At 67.6% G+C, this 3,122-nt stretch carries 3 protein-coding genes; all 3 read left to right on the top strand.

Going from position 1 to position 3,122, the window contains the following annotated elements; translation table 11 throughout:
• Positions 1-172 precede the first annotated feature (172 nt).
• The 3 genes from AB8K43_RS15375 to AB8K43_RS15365 are packed head-to-tail and all read left to right on the top strand — an operon-like array spanning position 173 to position 3,025.
• Positions 173-1,111 carry a tyrosine-type recombinase/integrase gene (locus AB8K43_RS15375; protein ID WP_370895086.1) on the top strand — a complete coding sequence of 313 codons (939 nt, stop codon included), beginning with the start codon at positions 173-175 and terminating at the stop codon, positions 1,109-1,111.
• Complete coding sequence (locus tag AB8K43_RS15370) at positions 1,108-2,040, top strand: tyrosine-type recombinase/integrase (protein ID WP_370895084.1); 933 nt, start codon at positions 1,108-1,110, stop codon at positions 2,038-2,040. The genes AB8K43_RS15375 and AB8K43_RS15370 overlap by 4 nt, the downstream gene beginning before the upstream one ends.
• Positions 2,033-3,025, top strand: coding sequence for a tyrosine-type recombinase/integrase (locus tag AB8K43_RS15365; protein WP_370895083.1), 993 nt, complete (start codon positions 2,033-2,035; stop codon positions 3,023-3,025). The genes AB8K43_RS15370 and AB8K43_RS15365 overlap by 8 nt, the downstream gene beginning before the upstream one ends.
• Positions 3,026-3,122 lie beyond the last annotated feature (97 nt).

The raw sequence follows: 3,122 nt of genomic DNA, 5'->3' as shown, positions 1-3,122 counted from the left end.
GGCGACGGTATGTCGACCTTGGGGTTATGTTCACCGCCGTCGTGCGGGCCGTGGCCGGGAGGCGATGAGCGTCTGATCCGTTCAACATAACCATTGGTTCGGGAGTCGGGGTTCGCTTGATCTGACCGAGCGGTCGCTGGGATCGCTCGGCTTCAGGTCGAGGAGGACCGAGATGGTGGTTCATCGTGACCAGCGCCGCGCGGACGCGCGGGATGTGCTGGATGAGTTCGAGGCGTGGCTGCTGCAAGAGCGGTCGACGCAGGAGTGCACGGCTGCGGCATATACGGCTCGCGTTGCGGCATTCGTGGAGTGGCTGCCCGCGCCGGTCGAGGAGTCGCTGCGGAAGCTGACCGCGGCGACGGTGATCGAGTGGGTGAACCTGGAAGCCGCGCGCGGACTGAAGGCATCGACACTGGGCAAGCAGCTGGTGATGGTGCGGTCCTTCCTGCAGTACGCCCACCGCTCCGACCTGATGGGACAGGACTTGTCGGGAGTGGTGCCGCACGCGGCGGCGTGGCGTCTCTCATTGATCCCGGACCCGGTACCGGCGGGCACGATCGAGGCCCTGTTCGCCACTCTCGATCTGCGGTCACCGAAAGGGCTGCGTGATCGGGCGATCCTGCTGCTGCTCACCGGGCTCGGGCTCCGCGCGTGTGAGATCGCTGGCCTTCGGCTCGATGACATCGGCTGGCGCACCGGAGGCCTGCGCATCCGCGGCAAGGGCGACCGTATCGACGAACTCCCGCTGCCCGACGAGGTCGGCCAAGCGCTGGAGGACTACGTGCTCCACGGCCGCGGCGGCAGGGTTCAGGGCGAGGAGGTGTTCTGGACGGTGATCGATCCGGTCCAGCCACTGAGCGCCAATGGTGTCTGCGGAACCGTCCGGCAGATCTGCATCAAGGCCGGGGTGGAGAAGTTTGGCCCGCACCGGCTGCGGCACACGTTCGCGACCGGGATGCTCGCCACCGGGGCCACACTGCAGGAGGTCCAGGGGCTGCTGCGACACGCGCATCTGCGCACGACCGCGCTCTACACCAAGGTCGACAAGAACCGGCTCACTCCGCTCGCACCCGAATGGCCGGCGGCTGCCTCGGGCAGGTGGTCACGATGAGCGGGTTACGTGAGCTGATGGACGGCTACCTGGCCACCCGGCGCGCACTCGGGTTCAAGCTCGTCGCGCCAGGCAAGACCCTCGATGCGTTCGTCGGCTGGATGGAAGACGCCGGTGAGCCCACGATCCGCCGCGATCTGGCGACCGCGTGGGCAGCGCAGTTCTCCCGCCGCACGGTGCTGGACCGGTTGAATCACATTCGTCAGTTCGCCGAGCATGTCGCCTGGTTCGATCCCGCGACCGAGGTTCCGGTTCTGGACGGGCGACCCTACGGCGCGCATCGACCTCGTCCGCTGATCTTCACCGCCGAGCAGATCGACATGCTGCTAGCCGCGGCAGGCAGGCTGACCCCACGGGTCCGGGCGGCGTCTTGGCAGACACTCCTCGGGCTGCTGACGGTGACCGGGATGCGGATCAGCGAGGCCCGCAACCTCAACGACGACGACATCACAGCCGATGAGTCCGGGGATGGCAGCGGATGGGCGCGGGTCACCGACACGAAGTTCGGCAAGTCTCGCCTCGTCCCGCTCCACCCGACGACGATGACCGCGATCCGCCGATACCAGCGGCTGCGGGATCGCACGTTCCCGGTCCCGAAGACGACCGCGGTGTTCGTTGCCCGCCGAGGCACCCGAATCGCCCGCTCGACCGCGGGGAACACGTTTCGCGAGATACGAGAAGCCGCCGGCCTGGCAGGAGGCCCGACCGAACCGGCCGCCCGGCTGCACGACTTCCGGCACTCGTTCGCGACGACCACGCTCATCGGTCACATCCGCGCCGGCGGCGACGTCGACGCGATGATGCCGGTGCTGTCAGCGTTCCTCGGACATGTCGGCCCGGAAGCGACCTACTGGTATCTGTCGAACACCCCCGAACTGGCCGCCGTCCTGGCCGAACGCATCCACGCGAGCGGAGGGAACGATGAGTGACCTCGCGCCGCTGCTGCAGCGGTTCTTCACCGACAAACTCGACCGGCACCTGAACGCCGGCCCGCACACGAAAGCCGCCTACGCCGACACGTTCCGGCTCCTGCTGACCTACGCCCAACAAGCGACCGGTATCGCGCCGTCGGCGTTGACGCTGGCCGACCTCGACGCTGACCTCATCGGCGGGTTCCTCCAGCACCTGGAGACCGACCGCGGGAACTCGCCTGCCACAAGGAACGCCCGCCGGGCGGCGCTGCGGTCGTTCTTCACCTACGCCAGCTACCGAGCGCCCGACGCGATCGCGACGATCAGCCGAGTCCTCGCGATCCCAGCGAAACGCACCAAGACCACGCTCGTGTCGTTCCTCACCGCCCCCGAAGCCGAAGCGCTCATCGCTGCCCCGGACACCCACACCTGGCTCGGGCGCCGCGACCGGCTCCTGCTGCACCTGGGCATCCAAACCGGACTGCGCGTCAGCGAACTCGTCACCCTGCGGATCAGCGACCTTCACCTCGGACCGCACAGCCAACTCGAATGCGTCGGGAAAGGACGCAAGCAACGCGTGATCCCGCTGCAGAAGAACACCACCAAGCTCCTCACGGCCTGGCTCGCCGAGCTCCCACCCGAGCGAGAGGGGCCGCTGTTCCCAACCAGCAACGGGACCACGCTGACCAGAGCCGCGGTCGGCAAGCTCGTCACCCGTCACACAGCGACCGCGACCGCACGTTGCTCGAGCATCGCGGGGAAGAACGTCACGCCGCACACGCTGCGGCACACCTGCGCGATGAGCCTGCTGCACGCCGGGATCGACACCGCCAGCATCGCGCTCTGGCTTGGGCACGCGAACATCCAGACCACGCAGATCTACTTGCACGCCGATCTGGAACTCAAACGCCGGACCCTGGAGCGCGTCCCCGCGCTCGATGAGCGCCCACCGGCTCGCTACCAGGCATCCGACGCTCTCATCGCCTTCCTCAAGAACCGATGACCCTGCGATGGTTATGTCGACCAGCTCACCTGGTCAGCCCCTCCCGGCCAGGGCACCCACCGAGCCGGTCAACATAACCCCAAGGTCGACATACCAT

The sequence above is a fragment of the Janibacter sp. GXQ6167 genome, from assembly GCF_041365945.1.
GTDB lineage: Bacteria > Actinomycetota > Actinomycetes > Actinomycetales > Dermatophilaceae > JBGFSK01.
This window is presented reverse-complemented; position numbering and strand designations above follow the sequence as displayed.